Origin of the sequence: Streptomyces sp. NBC_01788, from assembly GCF_035917575.1 — a bacterium.
Lineage (GTDB): Bacteria > Actinomycetota > Actinomycetes > Streptomycetales > Streptomycetaceae > Streptomyces.
On record NZ_CP109090.1, the window covers coordinates 8,031,937 to 8,051,530 of the forward strand.

General features: G+C 70.1%; 14 protein-coding genes and 4 pseudogenes. 7 read left to right on the forward strand and 11 right to left on the reverse strand.

Annotated elements, in window-relative coordinates:
- Nucleotides 1–136: 136 nt before the first annotated feature.
- Entirely contained in the window at nucleotides 137–1,150 is a 1,014-nt protein-coding gene (locus OIE49_RS35785; protein WP_326805940.1) for a permease, read from the forward strand.
- Nucleotides 1,147–1,899, forward strand: a complete 753-nt coding sequence (locus tag OIE49_RS35790; RefSeq protein ID WP_326805941.1) for a TIGR03943 family putative permease subunit — start codon at nucleotides 1,147–1,149, stop codon at nucleotides 1,897–1,899. Before OIE49_RS35785 ends, OIE49_RS35790 begins: the two co-directional genes overlap by 4 nt.
- Nucleotides 1,900–1,946: 47 nt before the next feature.
- On the opposite strand, the pseudogene OIE49_RS35795 reads toward OIE49_RS35790, so the two are convergent.
- Together OIE49_RS35795 and OIE49_RS35805 are read right to left on the reverse strand one after the other, a co-directional pair.
- Nucleotides 1,947–2,147, reverse strand: a pseudogene (locus OIE49_RS35795) (SbtR family transcriptional regulator); the annotation flags it as partial.
- A gap of 347 nt (nucleotides 2,148–2,494) precedes the next feature.
- Nucleotides 2,495–3,292: pseudogene (locus OIE49_RS35805) on the reverse strand (AraC family transcriptional regulator).
- 85 nt (nucleotides 3,293–3,377) lie between these two features.
- On the opposite strand from OIE49_RS35805, the gene OIE49_RS35810 reads away from it, so the two are divergent.
- On the forward strand, nucleotides 3,378–4,181 hold the full coding sequence (locus tag OIE49_RS35810; protein ID WP_326805942.1) for a sulfite exporter TauE/SafE family protein: 804 nt from the start codon (nucleotides 3,378–3,380) through the stop codon (nucleotides 4,179–4,181).
- A gap of 105 nt (nucleotides 4,182–4,286) precedes the next feature.
- On the opposite strand, the gene OIE49_RS35815 is transcribed toward OIE49_RS35810, so the two are convergent.
- Together OIE49_RS35815 and OIE49_RS35820 are read right to left on the reverse strand one after the other, a co-directional pair.
- Nucleotides 4,287–5,162, reverse strand: coding sequence for a LysR family transcriptional regulator (locus OIE49_RS35815; RefSeq protein WP_326805943.1), 876 nt, complete (start codon nucleotides 5,160–5,162; stop codon nucleotides 4,287–4,289).
- A gap of 82 nt (nucleotides 5,163–5,244) precedes the next feature.
- Nucleotides 5,245–6,102 (reverse strand): NAD-dependent epimerase/dehydratase family protein, encoded by an 858-nt coding sequence (locus OIE49_RS35820; protein WP_326805944.1) that lies wholly within the window; start codon nucleotides 6,100–6,102, stop codon nucleotides 5,245–5,247.
- A gap of 555 nt (nucleotides 6,103–6,657) precedes the next feature.
- Here OIE49_RS35820 and OIE49_RS35825 point away from each other — a divergent pair.
- Nucleotides 6,658–6,816: pseudogene (locus tag OIE49_RS35825) on the forward strand (acetamidase/formamidase family protein); the annotation flags it as partial.
- A 70-nt stretch (nucleotides 6,817–6,886) separates the two neighbouring features.
- On the opposite strand, the gene OIE49_RS35830 reads toward OIE49_RS35825, so the two are convergent.
- From OIE49_RS35830 to OIE49_RS35845, 4 genes are all read right to left on the reverse strand, one after another.
- Nucleotides 6,887–9,067: an RICIN domain-containing protein gene (locus tag OIE49_RS35830; RefSeq protein WP_326806428.1), complete on the reverse strand. Its 2,181-nt coding sequence runs from the start codon at nucleotides 9,065–9,067 to the stop codon at nucleotides 6,887–6,889.
- Between the two features lie 100 nt (nucleotides 9,068–9,167).
- Nucleotides 9,168–10,526 (reverse strand): lectin, encoded by a 1,359-nt coding sequence (locus OIE49_RS35835; RefSeq protein ID WP_326805945.1) that lies wholly within the window; start codon nucleotides 10,524–10,526, stop codon nucleotides 9,168–9,170.
- Nucleotides 10,527–10,898: 372 nt separating this feature from the next.
- On the reverse strand, nucleotides 10,899–11,486 hold the full coding sequence (locus tag OIE49_RS35840) for a DUF4240 domain-containing protein (RefSeq protein WP_326805946.1): 588 nt from the start codon (nucleotides 11,484–11,486) through the stop codon (nucleotides 10,899–10,901).
- A 140-nt stretch (nucleotides 11,487–11,626) separates the two neighbouring features.
- Nucleotides 11,627–12,283 (reverse strand): hypothetical protein, encoded by a 657-nt coding sequence (locus tag OIE49_RS35845; RefSeq protein WP_326805947.1) that lies wholly within the window; start codon nucleotides 12,281–12,283, stop codon nucleotides 11,627–11,629.
- A gap of 192 nt (nucleotides 12,284–12,475) precedes the next feature.
- Here OIE49_RS35845 and OIE49_RS35850 point away from each other — a divergent pair, with 192 nt between their 5' ends.
- Entirely contained in the window at nucleotides 12,476–13,120 is a 645-nt protein-coding gene (locus OIE49_RS35850; RefSeq protein WP_326805948.1) for an HAD-IA family hydrolase, read from the forward strand.
- Between the two features lie 42 nt (nucleotides 13,121–13,162).
- Here the strand turns inward: OIE49_RS35850 and OIE49_RS35855 are convergent.
- From OIE49_RS35855 to OIE49_RS35865, 3 genes and pseudogenes are all read right to left on the reverse strand, one after another.
- Nucleotides 13,163–13,285 (reverse strand): annotated as a pseudogene (locus OIE49_RS35855) (IS21-like element helper ATPase IstB); the annotation flags it as partial.
- A 151-nt stretch (nucleotides 13,286–13,436) separates the two neighbouring features.
- Nucleotides 13,437–16,394, reverse strand: coding sequence for an aminotransferase (locus OIE49_RS35860; RefSeq protein ID WP_326805949.1), 2,958 nt, complete (start codon nucleotides 16,392–16,394; stop codon nucleotides 13,437–13,439).
- Between the two features lie 63 nt (nucleotides 16,395–16,457).
- Nucleotides 16,458–16,898, reverse strand: coding sequence for an Lrp/AsnC family transcriptional regulator (locus OIE49_RS35865; protein ID WP_326805950.1), 441 nt, complete (start codon nucleotides 16,896–16,898; stop codon nucleotides 16,458–16,460).
- 574 nt (nucleotides 16,899–17,472) lie between these two features.
- Between OIE49_RS35865 and OIE49_RS35870 the strand changes: the two genes are divergently transcribed.
- Nucleotides 17,473–19,002: a hypothetical protein gene (locus OIE49_RS35870; RefSeq protein WP_326805951.1), complete on the forward strand. Its 1,530-nt coding sequence runs from the start codon at nucleotides 17,473–17,475 to the stop codon at nucleotides 19,000–19,002.
- Nucleotides 19,003–19,034: 32 nt separating this feature from the next.
- Nucleotides 19,035–19,586 (forward strand): DUF3558 family protein, encoded by a 552-nt coding sequence (locus tag OIE49_RS35875; RefSeq protein WP_326805952.1) that lies wholly within the window; start codon nucleotides 19,035–19,037, stop codon nucleotides 19,584–19,586.
- Nucleotides 19,587–19,594 lie beyond the last annotated feature (8 nt).

Below are 19,594 nucleotides of genomic sequence, written 5' to 3' on the forward strand. Positions count from 1 at the left end.
GAAGAGCCGGCGAACAAGTACGGGAAAGGTCATTGAGCGGCAAAGTCCCGGGTCCGCGGTGAGACACGGCACCCGGCACGACGTAGGGGAGGGAGGGATCCCCCCGCCGCCCGACCCTCCCGGAGGTACCTCGCCCGTGACGACCGTCAAAGCACCCCCGGCCCCGGGCGACGGCCGCGGTGACGAGGAGACTCCTCGGGGCTGGCATTTCAACTCCTCTCTGGGAATGACCCTGTTGCTGCTCCTGCTCGTTGTCGGGCAGAGCCCGATCCGGCGGGCGCTGGGCGCGCCGGTGATGCAGAGCTGGATGACCATCTTCCTCGCGGTGGTCGTCCAGGCACTTCCCTTCCTGGTCCTCGGCGTGCTGCTGTCGGCGGCTCTCGTGGTGTTCGTCCCGCCGTCGTTCTTCGCTCGTGCGCTGCCGAAGCGGCCCGCCCTCGCGGTGCCGGTCGCCGGGGTGGCCGGGGCGGTCCTGCCCGGTTGCGAATGCGCCTCGGTGCCGGTCGCCGGAGCGCTTGTGCGCCGAGGGGTCACACCCGCGGCGGCGCTGGCGTTCCTGCTGTCCGCTCCCGCGATCAACCCGATCGTGCTGACCGCCACGGCCGTCGCGTTCCCGCGGAACCCGGAGATGGTCCTCGGCCGCTTCGTGGCGAGCCTGCTCGTGGCGTGCGCGATGGGCTGGTTGTGGCAGCGTCTCGGCCGCGCCGACTGGCTGCGGCCGCCGGCCCGTGCCTCGTACGAGGGCGGGAGTAAAGGCGCGGCATTCTGGGGTTCCGTACGGCATGACGTGATGCATGCCGGCGGGTTCCTGGCCGTCGGTGCCATGGCCGCGGCCACGCTCAAGGCCGTGGCACCGGAGAGCTGGCTGCGGACGGCGGCCGGCAACCCGGCCGTCGCGATCCTCGCGCTCTCGGTCCTCGCGGTGCTGCTGTCGATCTGCTCGGAGGCGGACGCGTTCGTCGCCGCGTCGCTGTCCCAGTTCTCGCTCGTCGCCCGGCTGGCGTTCCTTGTGGTCGGCCCGATGATCGACCTGAAGCTGTTCGCGATGCAGGCCGGCACCTTCGGCCGCTCCTTCGCGTTGCGGTTCGCTCCCGCCACCTTCGTGCTGGCGGTCCTGGTGTCGGTCTTGGTCGGGGCGGTGCTCCTGTGAGCCGCCAGGCACAGGCGGCCCTCCTGTTCCTGGTCGGCGGGGCGATGGTGCACACCGGCGCCACCAGCCTTTACCTGCGCTACGTCAAGACCGGGCTGCAGCCCCTGCTGCTCGCGGCCGGAGCCGTCCTGATCGCCACGGCCGTCGCCACCGCCTGGTACGAACTGCGCCGGCCGGTCACCGTCGGTCGGCAGCGGTACACGGGAGAGACGCGCGACGGACACCGCGACGGCGACGGCCACCGCGAGCCCCGGATCTCCTGGCTCCTCGTACTGCCCCTGTTCGCCCTCATCCTGGCCGCCCCGCCCGCACTCGGTTCCTACGACGCCATGCGCACCGGAACGGCCCTCCAGCCGCCCCTGGCCTATCCGGCCTTGCCGTCGGGCGATCCGCTCAAGCTCACCCTGGTGGACTATGCGGGGCGCGCGGCGTACGAGCACGGGCGCTCCCTCGGTAACCGGAAGGTCGAGATCACGGGGTTCGTCGCCCTCGACCGCGGCGGTACGCCCTACCTCGTCCGCATGGCCCTCAACTGCTGTGCCGCCGACGCCCAGCCGGTCAAGATCGGCATGTCCGGAAAGCTGCCGCCCGTCCTGCAACCCGACTCCTGGCTCCAGGTCACCGGCACCTACACCGGCAAGCGGACCAAGGACCCGGTCGGTGGCGGCATCATTCCGTTCATCGACGTCGTCAAAGCCAAGCCGGTCCCAGCCCCCAAGGACCCGTACGACGAGAGCTGGAACCAGTAGGGCGGGCGCGACACGGCGTGCCGGGGAGTCCGGCGGCCCCGGCCGGCTCAGCCGGCGGACACCCGCGTCCCTTCCAGCGTCACGGTCGGCACCCGGTCCCGTTGTGCGTCGTCCGGGAAGTTGGTCGCCGTGATCCCGGCCGCCATGCGCAGCAGGTCGTCGAAGCCGATGTCGGTACGGGCCCCACCGGCCTTCTGGGCCCGCTCGAACAAGGGACCGTCGGCCTGGTACACGGACTCCCGGCAGGCCAGGCAGCAGTGGCAGGTGGCCTTCGTGGCCCTGGCCGCGCTGCTCGTCCGCGCCCGGCGAGCTCGCGGGGGCTCTGGTTCGGGAACGACCTGCCGGCGCCGGCCGGCCGAGTGGACCGAGGCCGGGGTGTGGTTCCGGCTGCACGAGGTCCTCCTGGACACGCTCCGCAGCGCGAACGCCCTGGACTTCTCGCGGGCGGCGGTCGACGACTCCCACGCCCGGGCTTTACAGGGGGCTCCGAGGCCGGACGAAGTCCCGTTGACCGGGGCAGGACGGGCACCCTGGAGTTCGACACCCTCGGCCTGGGCGTAGGCGAACACCCCTGGTCGGAGCCTTCGGAAAGTCATCACGAGTTGCGACTGCCGCTGGGGCCGCCGCTTTGGCGGCTCGCGGCAAAGCGGGACGGAGGCACGCCGAAGGTACGCGTGAAGGCGGCGGTGAACGCGGCGGGAGAGGCATAGCCGAGACGGACACCGACCTCGCTGACCGACGCGGTGCGCAGCAGCGGCATGGCCGCGAGCAGGCGGGCGCGGGCCCGCCACACGGCCGGGCTGTCACCGGTCTCCGAGCGGAAGCGCCGAGTGAAGGCCCGTTCGCTCATGGCTGTCCTCGCGGCCCATGCGGCGTTCGTGACGCCGGCGTCTGGGGCGGCCAGGTATTCGCGGCAGAGTTCCGCGAGATCGGCGGCGGCGGGAATCCCGACGTGGAACGGGAGCGCGGCGAGCTCAGCGATCTCGTGCAGGAGGAGGGCGGCAATGCTTCCCTCCCGTCCGGACAGGCTGTAATCGATCTCGAACTCGACAGCGACCAGGAGCAGTTCGCGCAACAGCGGCGGAACGTTGACGACGGTGCAGGTGGCTGGCCACCAGGGGACGGCATTCGGCTCGATGTACAGGCTCCGGGTACTCACCCCCAGCATGTGGACCCGGTGCCGGGTAGCGGCCGGAATCAGAACGGCGCGCTCGGGCGGAACGGTTCAGGTGCCCTCGGCGGTGTCGACGACCATCACCCCGGTGGCGCCGTAGAGGAACTGGGCGCGCCGGTGTTCGTGCCAGTCCAGTACGTGGCCGGGCGGATAGTCGGTGCCGATCGGCAGGACGACCCGGTCGGCGTGGTCGACGTCGGCCAGGGAGACGTTCTTCACCCAGTCATCCTACTGGCCGAGACGCGAAGGAACGGTGCCGGATATCGCATGCGGGAAATCCGTCGGAGCTGGTGGAGTGGGGGCTGTGGATGTTGTGGCATTGATCGGGATCGGGCTCCTCACGGGGGCGACCACGGTGTTGTTCGGATTCGGCGGCGGGTTCGTCACGGTGCCGGTCGTGGTGTGGGCTGACGCCGCGCTCGGCGCGGACGCGATGCAGGTGGCGACTGCCACCTCGGCCCTGGTGATGGTGGTGAATGCGGGTTTCGCGACAGCCGTCACACCGAGGCGGGTGCTCCTCGCGCTCCGCGGCAGCGGCATGCTGCTCCTCCTGCTCGCGGCCGGTGCCTCGGTCGGCGCGCTCGCCACGCGCCTCGCCCCGGCCGATCTGGCCCGCTGGGCCTTCGTCGCGTACGTCGCTCTCACCATCGCCGACGTCCTCCTGCGCCCCGGCTTCCTGCGCCCGGGCTCACGGATCGAGGCGACCTCCGATGCTCCGCGTCCACTGCCGACCGTCCTCGGCGCGCCGGCCGGTGCGGTGGCGGCCTTCCTCGGCGTGGGGGGCAGCGTCATGACCGTCCCCGCAATGCGGAGGGCAGGGCACACGATGCGCGTGGCGACCGCGCTGGCCAACCCCCTCACCCTCGCCATCGCACTGCCGGCCACCGCAGTGTCTCTGGGCGGCGCCGCGGTCCCCGCTGCCGCTGACGCGCACCTGCAACTGGTGGGGCTCATTGACCTTCGCGCTGCCTCGGCGCTGCTCCTCGGAGCTCTGCCGGTGATCGCGATACTCCGACGGCGCCCGCCACGGATCCCAGACCGCACCTACGCCTGGGCGTACATCGGACTGCTTGCCATGGTGACAGTCGCCATGCTGCTCTCGGCTTAGTCGGCGGCTGTCCGCAATTGGCTGCAGCCGTATGCGGAGTCGCGGTAGAGACCGCGGGCGTGGCGATGGCGCTGAAGGACAGCGGCGTGCTCGATGGCGGTGGTCTCACCCGGGGGCCGGTGGGGTCAGCAGGTGGGCGACGTCGGCGAAGTCGGTGATGAACGGTGAGCTGCTGGTCGTGCTCCACGCGAGGCATACGTGGCCCACTCCGATGTCCTCGACGGGGAGCGTGACGACGTCGTGGCGAGTGTAGAAGGCGGCGGTGGAGCGCGGGATGAGGCAGATGCCGGCCCCGGCCGCGACCAGTTCGAGTTTTTCCTCCACGCTGTTGATCGGCCGGACCTCGGCGCGCTCTCCGGTGCGCAGTTCGTCGGCCACATCCCGCCACTCCGGTACAGCGTCGGGATCCTGGAGCAGGTGCTCGCCGGCCAGGTCGCCGACGATGAGCGAGGACTTCGCGGCCAGTGGGTGGTCCGCCGGGAGTGCGACGACGCGGGGCTCGGTGAACAGGCGCCGTACCTGCAGGCCGTGCTGGTCGATGGGGAGGCGGACGATGCTGACGTCGGCCCGGCCGTCGTGCAGGACCTCGACCTGGTCCTGCCAGCCGGTCCGCAGCAGCCGGACGTCCAGTCCGGGGTGGCGGGAGGTCAGGGCACGTACCGCCGGGGTCACGGTGATGCCGGGCATGAAGCCGATGGTGAACTTCGGGGTGTCGGCGGCCGCGGCGGTGACCGCGCGGACCATGGCTGTGCAGGCCGCCAGCAGCCGGGGGGCTTCCTCCAGGAGCCGGGCTCCGGCCGCGGTCAGCGCGGTGCCCCGCCGGTCGCGGCAGAAGAGGAGCACACCCAGGTCGTCCTCAAGAGCACGCATCTGGCGGGAAAGAGCCGGCTGGGCGATGTGCAGCCGCTCGGCGGCGCGGCCGAAGTGCAGTTCCTCGGCGACCGCCACGAAGTAGCGCAGCTTGCGCAGGTCGACGTCCACGCCGGTGTCCTCTCTCGTCGTTCCCTCGTCATCCCTCTGCCCCGACCTTCCTACCCCGGTGCCCGTGGGGACTCGTCGGTCATCATTCTTGAGCGAAGACGGCCAGCGGGTCGGTGAATGCGGGGGTCCAGCCGAGTTCGGCGCGGGCGCGGGTCGGGGTGATCTGCTGGTCCAGGGCGAAGGCGTCAGCGATGGGGCCCATGTCGGCGCGCGCCTGCTCCAGCGTGATGGACACGGTCTTGCCTGCCAGCCCGGCCCCGTGGCTGACGGCCCGTGCGACCTCCCGGGCCGTCGGACTGACGCCGCCCACACCCGCGTAGATTGAACCGGCCTTGGCGCGCAGGGCCGCCACGTAGAGTTCGGCGAGGTCCTCGACGTGGACCAGGGCCCAGTGCTGAAAGCCGTCGCCGATGTAGGCGATGGCGCCGGCTTCCCGGCCGGGCCGGGTGAAGAAGGTCTCGATGAGCCGGTTGTCCCCGCCGTACAGCAGTCCGGGGCGGATGATCACGGGACGGCCGCCGCGGGCGGCGCGGGCCAGGACTGCGTCCTCGACGGGCTTGCGCCAGGCGACCAGGGCCGGCGGGTTCCAGGGAGCGTCCTCGTCCACGACGCCGTCGGTGTCGCCGTAGACCCAGGTGCCGCCGGTGTGGAGGTAGGGGCCGGGGCCGAGACCGTCCTGCATGGCGGTGGCCGCGGCGAGGTCCTCCTCTCCTGTCTGAGCCTGGGCGAGGTGGATCACGGCCTCGGCGTGTGCCGCCGCGTCGTTGAGAACGGCCAGGTCCCCCAGGCCTCCGCGGACCGAAGCCGCCCCAAGGTCCTGGACCGCCCGGGCCGCGTGTTCGCTGCGGGACAGAGCGCGCACGGTGTGACCGTGGCGGTTCAGCGCCTCGATGACGGCCGTACCGATGTAACCGGAGCCGCCGGTGACGAAGACCTTCATGACGATCGTCCTCTCGTTTCTGGATCTTTTTCAGCCTGCGCCCGACGGGGTGGGTGCGTCCAAGACCTGTCCCGCCCGCTGTGATGCCGCTCCGGCATCAGACCGGGACAGCGGGCGCCGCGATCACCGCAGTGCATGTCCCCGGCCGGGACGCCGCGGCCGCCGCCGACAGAGATGCGACCGCCGAGGACGGCGCGTTCGCGACAGCGCGGGCTCACCGGGCGGGCTGCCGGGCTGCGATACCCGACCGAGCCACGGTCCCGCCCCCGTGCGTGGTGATGGCGCACGGGTGATCGGCGACCCGACGGATCTACCTCGACCGCTTCGCCGAGGTTGCCGCCGCCGCCGGCCCCGCCGCGGTGGTGTGGGACAACCGTGGCTTCGGCGAATCGGACCAGCACGCGATCACCTACTCCCAGAACCGGCCCGAAGTGGACCCTGACCGCATCGGCGTGTGGGGCAGCAGCTTCACCGGCGGCCACGCCTTCGTCGCCGCCGGTACGCCACCCGCGATGATCCCCGTCATCGGGGACGACCCGGCGCGGGTGCATCCTCGCTCCCCCCATAGAGGGACGCATCAGCGGCATCGTCGGCATCCCGAACGCCTGCTACTTGCTGTGCCTGCCGACGGCCGTGTTCGACTTCGGCGTCCGCCCGTCCACGGCGGGCCCGGCGGAGGCCGGCCGCGGTCAGTGCGCGCCGGCCGGCGTCTGATCGGACTGCACCGTGCCGAAGGCCCCGCAGCCCGGGCTGCGGGGCCTTCACCCGTCATGACCTGGGACGGTTACGGGTAGCTGGTGAGGTTCGCGACGTTGTTGGCGGAGTTGGACGGGCCTCCGGTGTTGTTGATGACGCGGCTGATGGTGCCCGTGCCGCCGAGGGAGACCGTGACCATGCTGGTGAAGCGCACGTTCGGGTTGTTCGGTGCCTCGATGGCGCGCGCGGCGGTCACGCTCGGGTTGACGTTGAAGTAGCAGTAGCTGCCGAGGCCGTACGCCTGGTGGCTGGTGACGGAGTCGGCCACCTTGTAGGCGGCGTAGCCCTGGGTGGAGCCGTTCATCCAGGCAGCCTGGTTGGGCGGGTCGTAGGGCATCTCGTTCTGGTAGAAGTACGTCCGGCCGCCGTTGCCGTTCCAGATGGTCTGGTACTTCTGGTAGTGCTCGACGAACAGGCCGTACATCGTGACGTTGTCGCCGTTCACCACGAGTCCGGTGTCACCGGTGTTGCTGGTCCAGCCGACGCCGCTGCCGTGGTCGGCGCGCCAGATCCACATGTGGTCGCCGATGACGTTGGCGCTGTTGACGACGAGGCTGGTGGTCGCCTTGCCGACGCCCGCGCCGCCGACGCGGAAGTACACGTCGTGCAGGGAGGCCGGGTTCGCCGAGTGGGAGGCCGTGGAGCCGCGCGGGCCGACCTCCAGCAGGGTGGGCGAGTTGGTGGTGCCCGCGTCGAAGAGGACGCCCGCGATCTTCACACCGTCGACGTCCGCGACCGTCATGGCCGTGACCCCGTTGTCCGGTATGAGCGTGGCGAGGCCGAGGCCCAGGACGACGGTGTCGGGCCGGGTCACCCGCAAGGTCTGGTCGAGATGGTAGACACCGGGTGTGACCAGGAGGTTCTTGCCCGCGGCCAGGGCGGAGTTGATCTGCGCGGCGGTCGCGCCCGGCTTCACGACGTAGAAGGTGTCCAGGGACAGGGAGGTGCCGGCGGCGCTGCCGCTCGCCCAGCTGGTCGCGGTGGAGTTGGTGCGCACCGCCGGGACGAACACCTGGTAGGCGCCGGCACCGTCCACGTACAGGAAGGGCTTCTCGCGGGTCACCGGGCTCTGCGCGACCGTCGTGTACGGCGGGTTCGGGAAGCTGGTGGCGGGCACGCCCTGGCTGCCGACGAAGACCATGTTCCAGTTGGATCCGGTCCAGCCGCCGAGCTGCGCGTTACGGGTCAGCCACTGCTGCTGGCTGCCCGAGTTGACCCGGCCGTCGATCTTGCTGTCGGCGAGGTAGCCGCCGCTGGACCAGCCGCCGTCGTCCAGCGCGAGGTTGCCGCGCAGGTGCATCCGGCGGTACGAGGCCGCCTGCGAGACCGCCCAGCGATCGCTGCCGCCCGTCGGGTTGACCGACAGGTTCTCGGCGCCGCGCCAGAAGTTCTGCGTGGCGTTGCCCTGGAACCAGTCGGCCTCCGCGTGCACCGCGCCGTTGACGGTCACCGCGTCGGGGGTCAGGCCGAGGCCGAGGACCTGGGTGTAGAAGCCGACGTTGACGTCGGCGCTGTAGGTGCCCGGCTTGAACATGACGGCGTAGCGCTGGGAGCCGAACTGGTTGGTCTCCTGCTGCTTGAAGACCGAGTTCAGTCTGCTCTGGATCGTCGACGACGACATGGACGGATCGAAGACGACCACGTTCGGGCCGAGGTCCGTCGATCCCGCGGGCGGGGTCACGGGGGTCACCTGGAAGCGCTGGGCGGCGGTGCCGTTGCAGGCGTACTGCACGAGCTGCACGCTGTCGGCGGTCGAGGCGGCGGGGTCGTCCAGGCACTTGCCGCTGTTGCGGTTGACGAAGTGGTAGGCGCCGCCACCCTCGTCGACGGGCAGCCACTGCTGGTTGGCGCCGCCGCCGTAGGCCCACAGCTGGAGCGGGGCGTTGTCGGCCGTGGACACGTTCGTCACGTCCACGACCTGGCCGGCGTCGTTGCGGTTGTTGATGCGTACGTAGCCGCCGCTGGTCGCGGTGAAACTCCACTGCTGTGCGGTGGAGTTGTTGCAGGTGTACTGCTGAACCGCCGTGCCGTTGGCGGTGCCGGCGGCGCGGGCGTCGAGGCACTTGCCGCTGACCGCGTTGACGACGGTGGCCCAGTCGGTGGGCAGGGCGGCGGCCGCGGCGGCGGCCGCGCGCGGTGCGGACGTGCCGGGGTCCGCGGGAGTCGCGGCGCCCGCGGGGGCGGCCGTGAGGAAGGACGCCGCCGTCATGGTGACCAGGCTTGCGGCCAGGTATCTGGTGGCGGGGCGTGGGTGTCGGAACACGGGTCCTCCTTGCCGAACGGGTCGGCTGATGGGGATGGGGATGTGATCAGCCGGCGTAGGCGGCGAAGACGCGCGTGTAGTCCCAGGCGGACTGGCTGACGCCGGAGCAGCTGTCGGCCGGGCCGCCGGTGCACGGGCGGTCGCGGTTGGCCGACCAGAAGGTCAGCCGGGCCAGGTGGTGCTGCTGGGCGTAGCCGAGGATGGTACGGAAGTCCGCGACCGTCACCGTCTCGTTCTGGTCGGTGATGCCGTTCATCGACGAGATGCCCATGGTGCGGTAGGCCTGGTCGTCGCTGTAGCGGTACGCGTTCTTCAGCGCGTTCTTGAGGCCCTCGGCGGCCTGCACGGTCAGGTTGCCCATGTTCCGTCCGGCACCGCCGAAGTCGAACGGCATGATGGCCCAGGCGTCGACGGCCAGGCCGGAGGAGGCGGCCCGGTTGATCAGACTGGTGTCGGGGCCGCTCTGCCCGGTGCCGATGGTGATGTACACCTTCAGGCCAGGGTTGTTGGCCTTCACTGTCTTCAACGCGTCGACCGTGCGCTGCTGGACGGTCGGGTTGCTGTAGGCGTCGGCCTCGAGGTCGATGTCGATGGCCTTCAGACCGTAGGCGTTGATCACCTTCTGGTACGCGGTGGCGAGTTCGCCCGCGCTGGAGCAGGAACTCTCCAGCTTGTTGCCGCTGTAGCCGCCGAAGGAGGGGATGATGTCGCCGCCGTTCGCGCGCACGGTGTTGACGGTCTGCTGGTCGACGCCGCCGGTGAGCGGCCGGCTGCCGTCCCACTGCGGGTTGCAGTAACCGTTGCTGAGGACGAAGGCGAGCGTGAACCACTTGACGCCGGTGGCGTTGGTGATCGCGGTCGGGCTCGGCGGGCTGCCCCAGCCGTTGTAGAGGTACGGCGCCACGGCCATGGACGTGGCCGGCGGGGGCCCGCCGTCCGCGGCGGGCGCGGTCCACTTCTGGTTGCTCGCGCCGGTGCAGGACCAGATCTGGGCACGGGCGCCGTTGGCCGACGACTTGTCGGTGACGTCCAGGCACTTGTTGGCCTGCTGGTTGACGATGTCGCGCGCGGCGGTGACGGTCCACTTCTGGTTGGCGGCGCCGGTGCAGGACCACAGCTGGACTTTGGCACCGTCTGCGGTCGAACCGCCGGTGACGTCGAGGCACTTGCCGAGGGCGCGGATGGTGCCGTCGGAGCCGGCCGTCCACTGCTGGGCGGCGGTGCCGTTGCAGTCGTAGAGCTGCACGGCCGTGCCGTCGGCCGAGCTGGCACCGGCGACGTCGAGACACTTCCCCGCCAGTCCGGTGATGGTGCCGGTGGCGGCCTGGGCAGGGCCGGCCATGAGGAGGCCGGCGGAGAGGGCGAGTGCGGCGAGTGACGCGACTGCGAGCAGAGGTCTGGCCATGGGGGGAGTTGGCCTTTCACGTGGGGGTGGCGGAACGCGGCCCCAACACCGCCGTGACGCACGGACGTTGAGCGCATTCCATGCACTTTGTTTAAGGCGTGAAGCTAAAGGTCCGGACCATCGCCGTCAAGAGATGAAGCAGCACCTGGGATGCAATCGCCTCGATCCGCGATGAGTTGAACACCGGTGGAGGCCCGGCGGGCACCATCGGCCCGCTTCGGAACCGGGGGTCAGATACAGGTACTGAACCACGAGCTCGGAGGCGTGGAGCATGGCGCGTACGGTGCGGCCGATCAGCCGGACTGGCACCGAGTAGCGGTTCATCCGGACGCAGATCTGTTCTCTGCACTTGGTGGTGAGGGGCCGGCGAACTCAGTCGTCGTCGTGATCGAGGAAGAGGCGGGCCAGTCCGGGAAGACGGGCGTGCATCTCCGAGGCGTCGTCGAAGTCGAAGCTCTCGCCCATATCGGCTGGTTCGCGGTCGGTTCGGGGGCCGCGGAACTGGTCGTAGTCGTCGTAGAAGGTGCAGTCGTCCTCCTCGCCGTTGATGCGCCCGTATGCGTAGGAGGCCGCGTAATTGACCGTTTCGTTGAACAGGGCCTCGTCGCTGCCTTCGGCTGCCGCAGCGATGACGTCTGGATGCACGGCGAGAACATCGGGTGCGGTGGCGGCCCGGTCGTACCAATCCCGGCCCTGCGCGATGAGTCCGGCACGGAAGTCCATGAAGGCGTCGTCGGAACAGCCTCCGCCGATCAGATAGCCGGCAGCCCACAAGTCCCAGCGGTAGATGGCCCCGTGGAGCTGGTCGAAGCACTGCTGGTATACGAGGATCGTCTGCTTCGACGTCGCCGCGAGCCGTTCGACCAGGGCCGATACGAACGCTTGGCCCGGGTCGCCGGAGGCCGAGGCAGCGTCGGTGCGTGCTGTTTCGATGATGGTCCAGAAGTCGTCGACGTTCATGGCCGCACCTTCTCACCTGGCCCTGACAACTGACTCCGGGAATGGGACGTGCCGCTGGGCTGCAGGAAGCTCGGGCCTCCGCGCTACGGCTATCGGTGTTGCAACGCCGACCGGCATCAGAGACGCACGCCGACCGAACGTCACAAGACGTTGCCGAGTGACAGGCTCAGAACCAGGAGACCAAGGCTCACTGGCATGCCCGCCAGGGCCAGAAGCAGTGGGAGGAACGCGGCAAGCGGGTTGGACAGGGAGCGTCCCGGCTGCAGCCGGTTGCCCCACCCGCGGCCGACTTCCACCCGCAACCGCTCGGCCGCCCGGCCGGAGACGAGAACGGGTGGGCCCGAGCGCTTGAGTAGCGCCTCGCGCACTGCGGCGTCTGGTGTTCCTTTGCCACCTGCCAGCTTGTCGATGATGATTCGATTGCCGTGTACGTCCGTGAGGACGAGCCAGGCAGCGGAGGTACCGCGTCCGGAGACCTCCAGGCAACCGACCTTCTTGAGCTGGGTGAGATCGACGGTGCGTCGGCCGGTGAGCGTGCGGGCGGAGAGCAGGCCGCCTGCGTGCAGTTGAGCGTGCCAGCCCTGATTGACGCCGTACACCGCTGCGGCACCGAGCAGGAGCGAGAACATCGCGAGCAGGCACAGCCCGTCGTCGACCAGACCGGCTCGCACGAGCATCGCCGGTACCACCACCAGAAGCGGCGTGGTCAGGTAGGCGAGGAGGTTGCCGATCCACTGCCCCGGCCGACCCTGGCCGGGAACGGTGGATATCGTGCCTTCTGCTGAGTCGGTGGTCATGCCCCGACGGTACCCACCACTCAGGGGCGTGGTCACGAACCCGCAGGTGGGAAGTGTCGGCAACTCGCGTCGGAAATCGTTTCGAGGCGAGTTGGCGAGTAACTCGGGCCCAGTCGCCGTGATCGATGTCGATGAGATTGGATGTCACTGCGGTCGTCGTCCGGTCTCGGGCGATCTCGACGGGGAGGGATCATGACGCTCGGTGCGGTGCTGTTCGACGTGGACGAGGTACTGCTCGACTCGACTGAGGCGCATCGGCGTGTGTGGGGTGCCTGGGCGGGGCTGCGGGGTCTGAACGCCAGTGCGGTTTGGCCGTTGACGTTCGGTCGGCGGCCGGAGGACACGGTGAGGCTGACAGCCCCGGAACTGGATCCCTCGCAAGAGCGCTTGGTACTCGACCAACTCCTGGATCAGCAACAGGATGCCTTTCCTGCGGTCCATGGCGCCGTCGAGCTGTTGTTGGCGCTGCCCGTGGACGCCTGGGCCATCGTGACCTCGGGCGACCGGGGGTCCGTGCATGCCCGGTTCGCGGCGGCGGGTCTGCCGCTGCCGCGGGTGCAGGTTTATGGGGGCGATGTTGTGCAGGCCAAGCCCGCGCCCGAGTGCTATCTGAAGGCGGCGGCCGCTCTCGGCCTGGAACCGTCGGCGTGTCTGGTCGTGGAGGACGCGCCTGTCGGGGTGGCTGCCGGGAAGGCGGCCGGGTGCCGGGTCGCCGGCTTCACCTCGACGCATGACCGGGCCGATCTGCGCCCAGCGGATCTGCTTTTCGACACCCACGCGGATACGGCCGCCTATCTGGAGGCGGCCGGACTGCTGTCGACCGGCCCATCGGCGTAGAAGAACCGACGGTCTGGTCTTGCCGTCCCCGGGCCAGCCGGCCCGCTCGGCGTGGGCCCTGGTGTGAGCGAGACGGTACTCGGTACCGGTCCGGATGATCGCGCCGTTGAAGGTGAGGCGGTCGGCGATGGCCGCGCAGAGTCAGGGGTCGGTGAAGGTCTTCGTTCAGCCGCAGAAGGATTTTCGGACGAGCCGCCTTCCGAATGGGTGCCGCACCCCGCGCCGCGGATGCGAGCCCGCCGGCGACGACGGCTACGCCGACGGACCGGCACCCATCTCGGAGGCAGCGTCCGATCCGGCCTCCGGACGAACGACGTCAGCGAGAGTGACCGAGTTGGGCGAGGGCGTGGTCCAGCATGTCGACGAAGAAGTCCACCGCGGTGGTGTCGATGCACAACGGCGGCTTGATCTTCAGGATGTTGAGGTGGTCACCGGTGGGCTGGACGATGACACCGAGGTCGAGCACGCGGTCGCAGAGTTCGGCGGTCTCTTCCGTGGCGGGTTCCAACGTGACGCGGTCGCGGACGAGTTCGAGGCCGAGGTAGAGGCCCGAGCCGTGGACAGCGCCGATGATGCCGTAGCGGCCGGCCAGTGCCTCAAGTCGGCTCTTCAGACGGCCACCGACGCGCACAGCGTTGCCCTGGAGGTCCTCATCGCGCAGGGTGTCCAGGACGGTGAGGCCCACGGCGCTGGAGACCGGGCTGCCACCGGTGGAGGAGAAGAAGTAACCCTGGTCGCGGTACCGGTCCGCAACCGACTTGGACGTGATGACGGCACCGAGGGGGTGCCCGTTGCCCATGGCCTTGGCGACACAGACGACGTCGGGGACGACCTGCTGCTGTTCGAAGCCCCAGAACCAGTGTCCGAGGCGGCCGTAGCCGACCTGGACCTCGTCGGCGACGGCCAGGCCACCGTGACGGCGCACCGCCGCGTACACCTCGGCGAGATAGCCGTCGGGCAGGGCGACTCCTCCGGCGTTGCCGTAGAAGGTCTCGCTGAGGAAGGCCCCTGCCGGGCGGCCGGAGGCGGCCAGTTCGTCGATCACCGCGGCGGCCTCGGGCCCGTAGCGCAGCGCGTCCGCCCCGCGGTGCAGGCCGCGATAGGAATTGGGCGAGTCCACGGTGTGGACCCAATCCGGCCGGGTTGCCAGGGCGTTCGGGTTGTCCTGGAGTGAGGTGGAGACCGCGTCGGAGGCGTAGGTCCAGCCGTGGTATGCCTCTCGCAGAGCGACGACGTCGTGCTGTCCGGAGGCTCCGATGGCCAGCCGCAGGCCCAGATCCACTGCCTCGGAACCGGAGTTGACCAGGAACACCGTGTCCAGGGGCGCGGGCAGGAGGGCGGCGAGGCGTTCGGTGAACTCCACCACCGAGGCGTAGTGGAATCGTGAGTTGGTGTTGAGTCGTCGCAACTGCCGGGAGACCGCCCGCTCGACGCGGGGGTGCCCATGGCCCAGCGGGGTGACGTTGTTGACGATGTCGAGGTAGGAGCGGCCGTCGGTGGAGAGCAGATGGTGGCGCCAGCCGCGCTCGATGCGGGGAGGTTCGGTGTAGTAGTGCTCCTGCACGGTCGCGAACACGGCGTCACGTCGGTCGAGTAGGTCCCTGTCCTGCGCACGGTCGGTGGCCCGGAGACCGATGAGCGGGGCGGGGTCTGCGGTGAGCGCGAGCCAGCCGGCGGCGTACTCGGGGCGCACGGTGGCAGGGACGGAGGGGCCGTCGGCGTTGCGCAGCGCAAGGTGGAGCGGAGTTCCCGAGGGGAGATGGGCGAGGTCTTCGCCCGCCTGGACTGTCGAGCCGGTGGAGACCACTGGGTGAACCGTGCGGGGGAAGGACAACGTCAGCGTCCGCGGGCCGTAGGTGATCTCCACGCGGCCCGGTGCCGCGGCGAGGACCTTCCCCGCGGCCGGGGCCTGCGCCACATCGGGCCGGCCGAGCCACAGGTCGATGCCGGTGGGTACCGTGGGAGCGGAGACGGCGGACAGTGCCGGAGCCTGAGTGAGTCGTGGATGCGCGTACCGGGTGGCCACCGCGGCCGCTCCGTCCGCGAGCGCGGAGGCCGCGAGCCGGTCCTCGGTGCCGGCTCCGAGCCAGGCTCCGTGGTCCATGGAGTCGGCGCCGGTGGACAGGTCGAGGAGGGTGATGTCGTCGGCGGCGAGGCCGCGCAGCAGGAAGTGCGCCGGTGAATCGGCGCGGGCAGGGACGTCGGCCAGGCCGATCGCGTCCTTGATGAGGTGGACCATCACTGGCAGGCGCAGTCGGGTGGCCTGCTCGAATATGTGCCACTCGCGGTCGAGCGCGGCCTTGGCGTAGGCGTTGTCCTCGTCGACGGCGGCCTGGTGCCGCCCGCTGGCGACCAGGCCGGCCGCGCGCAGGACCACGAGCGGCCACAACGCCTCAGCCTCCTCCGGGGACAGCGGCCGAACGGCGTGGAAGGCCCGGACGGCGGGCAGCAGGTGATGGGGCTCGACCCCGTCGTGGTGGAGCATCGAGGAGAGCGAAACGGCGAGTTCGCCGACCGCCCAGCTCGTGGTCACGTCACCGAAGTCGATGACTCCGTCGGGCACGGGCAGGCGGTGATCGGGAGAGCAGATCAGATTGTCGTCGGTGAGGTCCAGGTGCACCGCCTGCGACGGGAGCACGGCGGCAAGCTGCTGGACCCGCGCCCAGACGTCGGCAGTCGCGGCCTGAACGGCGGCGCGCCGGTCGGGCTCGTCGATGTGCTCTGCGAGCTTGGCGACGACGCGGTCGGCGTGCCGCAGGTCCCACTGCAGAACGCGTTCGAGGCCCGGGTGGTGGAAGTCGCGCAGGGCGGTGCTGACCTTTCCGACGATCGTGCCCATGGCTGCCACGGTGCCCGGGGACAGGTGCCGTGGTCCCGAGAGCGCGCCGCCGGGCAGGTACTGCAGGAGCCGCGCGATGGCCGGCCCGCTCTCGGTGTGCACCGTTGTGCAGTACGGGGAGCCGTCGGGGTGGCGCAGGACGGTGGCGATGCGCAGTTCCGGGTGAGCCGCGGCGATCAGTTCGGCGGCGGTGTCCTGGGCTTCGATCTCCGTAGGGCTGAAGGCGGGGTTGGCGATCTTCAGGATCGCCAAGGCCGTCCCGTCATCGTCGCACAGCAGGAAGTTGGCGTCCTGCTGGCTTCCCAGCGCCTCCGCGTGAGCGCTCATGCCGAAGCACTGGGCGGCAATGCCCTCTGCCTGAGCGGGTGTCACCTGTGGCACCGGAAGCGCTTCCTGGCTGAAGAAGTCGATGGTGCGGTACTCGTCGTGCGGCATGCAAGGTTCCTCGGCTGGTGTGGAGCGTGGTGTGGGCAGGCTGGGCTCGGACGCTCGGCCGCCTCAGTCGACTCCCCACAAGAAGCGGTGCGTGTGAATCGCGAAGTAGGGGAAGCTCTCCACGGATGCGACGCCCTCGACGGCCCGTACGACGTCGTTGATGAAGTCCAGAAGATCACTGGGGCGACCGCACACGACCTCGGTGAACAGGTCGTAGCGGCCAGAAGTCAGGACTGTGTACACGACTTCTTCATGCCGGGACAGTTCATCGGCCACCGCCCGGGAATCGCCCCCGATGCGCAGGCCCAGGAGAGCCATCGTCTGCTGGCCCATGGTCATCGGGTCGGTCACCCCGACGACCTGGACCGCCTTGGTGTCCAGCAGGCGCTGCAGCCGGTGCCTCGCGGCCGAGGGCGACAGTCCCACCTTCGGCCCCAGCTCGGCGTAGGGGATGCGACCGTCGACCTGCAGTTCCCGCAGGATGGCCCGGTCGATGTCGTCCATGAAGGACCTCCCTCATCTGCATGAACGGCAAGTCGTGTCGTCGTTTCAAGTACGATGACGGATCGCCTCGCTCGAATCAAGTGTGCTGACGACGGAATCGAGCGAACCCCGGCTCGCAGGCTTTGTGGGCGCGCCGCGCGTTCGGCGTGGGCACGTGCCGGGCAGCGGGTGCCCGGTGCCCCGGCGGTCGGTCCGGAGGAGGCGGCCCGGCATGGGCAGAAGTGTGGTCGTGCCGCGCGGACCGTTCCCGGGACCCACCTCGTCCGGCCGTGCCCGGAACCCCGCACGTCCGCGTGGGCGTGCGCATGCGTGATGCGGCCGGTGGCGCAGCAGTCCACGAGGCCGTCCGTCGACTGCCGCCGCTGCCCGGCAGCCGTAGCGGCCACGAGAGACGACGCAGCGACCAGTGGCCCGAAGGATTCCTGAACAGGGCGCGAACACGCCAGTCGATGATGGTCCGCGGGGGACACGGCGCCGCGCGCGTCGGCCATGGCGAACGGATCACGGCATGAGAATCATCCGGCTGTCGTCGGCTGTGTCACGGGGGGTTGCGGCTCTGCGCCGGGGGTGGGCCGTGCGTGCGGCGTGCCCGGAGAGGCGGGTCGCAGCGCTCGCGATCGCGCTCCTCCTGGCCACCACGGCGGCATGCGGTGGCGCACCCGGGCGCGTGCACGAGGGCTCCGGTCCGGCCGACACGTCCGAGGCCGCGCTCACCTACGGGACCGGGCCGGTCCGTGACCCGTCGGTCACCTACCAGCCCGACGTCGTGATCGTCGAGGACGGACCCCGAGCGATCCGGTCGGCATCCAGTGACGGCCTGACCTGGACCATCGACGGAAAAGCCCGCGGCGTCCAGGACGTTCGGCCCGGAAAGGTCCTGTACGCCACCAGCCGCGCGGTGGGGCGGGTGCAGAAGGTGCGCCGGGCACACGGGGACGTCGTGGCCACCCTGGGCCCGGCGGAGTTCACCGAGGTCTTCCGCGACGCCCACCTCACCCTCGACCAGGACATCGACGACGGCGCGCTCCACTACCTGGAGATCCCGGACCTGCCCGGGGCGGTGACCGTGCCTGCGGATGCCCCGGCGAACGTTGCGACGGAGGCTGGGAAGGGCGTTGCGAAGGACACCGCACGGGACGTCCCGACGACGGCGCGGACGATCGGACGGACATCGGTGCGCGCCGCGCATGCGGGACGTGTCGGCACCGTGGCCGCCCGTGGACCGGTCCGGCTCGCCGCGGCGGCCGGGGACACGCTGCCGCCGGCCAGGACGAGCAGCGTCACAGCGGATCTCGGGGAATGGAAGGCCGAGCCGTACCGCAGTCCAGGGGCGTTCGGCCTGAAGTTCAATCACAAGGCCGCGGGCGGGCTCAAGGTCTTCGTCGACTTCTCGCTGAAGACGGAGAAGCTGCACATCCGTTCCGATGTACGGATCTCCGGCGGTCGGGTCGCCGACGGGGCCACGTTCGCCGTCGAGGGGATCAAAAGCGCCGCGATCAGTATCGCCGCCGGTGCGGCCAACGGTGTCATCGACAACTCGAAGATCCGGGCCGAGGTACCGGTCCAGATGACCCTGCCGATCGCGGGGACCCCGTTCGCCTTCAGCATCAGCTGGAAGTTCAGCGTCGCCACCGCACTCGGCGGCAACAACACCACGGTGACCGCTGGCGGTGAGTGGGGGCTCGACGGTGCCATCGGCATGGTCAACGGCGCGATCGTCACCCCGAAGCTCTCGGTGATCAAAAGCATCATGGACTCGATCACCGGAATCTCCGTCGGAGTCAGCGGCATCGCCACAGCCGTCGAGTTCAAGGTCCAGTTCGGGGTCGGTGTGCCCGCCGCCTTCGCCGGTCCCTACGCCAAACTCGTCATGGACTTCGGGGTGACCAACGGCTCGGCCCTCGGCGCCCCCCTGACCCGCTGTGTCGGAGCCACGCTGGACGGCAAGGTCGGCGGGGGCGTGGGGGTCTCGGTCTCCGCCGTGGCCATGGCCGCCCTCAAGAAGCTCCTGCCCACGATGAAGTTCGAGCTGCAGCAGGAGAGTCTGACACCTTTCGTCCACAGACAGCAGACGCTGCCGGACGTACCGCTGTGCAAGTCCTGACACCGACACCATGGCAGACAGCGAGGATCCCGATGAACCGCAACCGCAGCCGCAGCCGCCTACTTTCGCCACTGGTGCCCCTGGCCGTGCTCGCCGTGCTCGGGCTGTCCGGGTGCGGCGGCCACGGGCAGCCCTCAACCGCCACCCCCTCGTCGGCTGACCCGGCCCCGGCAACCCGGACTCCGGAGAAGAGCACCGAGGCGCCGCCGCCGAACGGGGCGGCCGTCGACCCCTGTGCCCTGGTGACCAAGCAGGAGGCCGAGAAGCTGGCCGGTACAGCGCTCGACCCCGCGACACCGGTACGGGAGACCTGCACCTACACCGGTCCCGTCACCGGGCCGACGGCCCAGGTGGAAATCTTCGTCGGGGACGGCGCGAAGAAGTACCTCGACATCGAACGCGACCTCGGACACGCGCTGAGGCCGCTGGCCGGTGTCGGCGACGAGGCGTACGCCGAGGACGAGGCGGTCTTCCTCCGCAGGTCCGACCTGTGGGTGTCGATCCGCCTGGTGCGCCTCAACGACCCGGCGGAGAACCGCACACCACTGGAAGAACTGGCCCGAAAGGTGGCCACCCGGATCTGACCCGCGTC